The 402-nt window shown below is 41.3% G+C and carries 1 protein-coding gene; it reads right to left on the reverse strand.

Annotation, left to right across the window (positions count from 1 at the left end; genetic code table 11):
* Positions 1 to 402 (reverse strand): Mu transposase domain-containing protein (locus CJF42_RS26420; protein ID WP_502694822.1); only part of this gene is annotated, 402 nt, incomplete at both ends.

Here is a 402-nt window from a genome sequence, read left to right on the forward strand (position 1 = left end):
GGTGACCATTGTCCATGTTTCTGATGTGCAATTGGCATATGTTCATCGTTTGTTGTATGCCCGCCAATACGGTGAGATCTTGGATGCACAGCGACTTGTTGGCCTTGATGATAAAGTCTGACCAACTCGCCACTGATATGGGCTTCAAGCTTCTGTTTTATCAATAGATGTGGCACAGAGTAATAATGTTTGTCTGCTTCGATATGATAATCGATATGCACCTTAACCTGTTTTATCTGGGTAAAACGATATGGTTCAAGGGGTAATGGTTTAAGAACTGGCTTATCTAACAACTCAAATTGGGACTGTCGTGAGCCTGGATGCTTCTTCATCTGGCGATGATTTAAGTCAGTTAACAGTTCACTGATCCGTAAATTTAGCTGGCGTAAACTAAAGAATGTT

This window comes from Pseudoalteromonas sp. NBT06-2 (assembly GCF_002276045.1).
GTDB lineage: Bacteria > Pseudomonadota > Gammaproteobacteria > Enterobacterales > Alteromonadaceae > Pseudoalteromonas.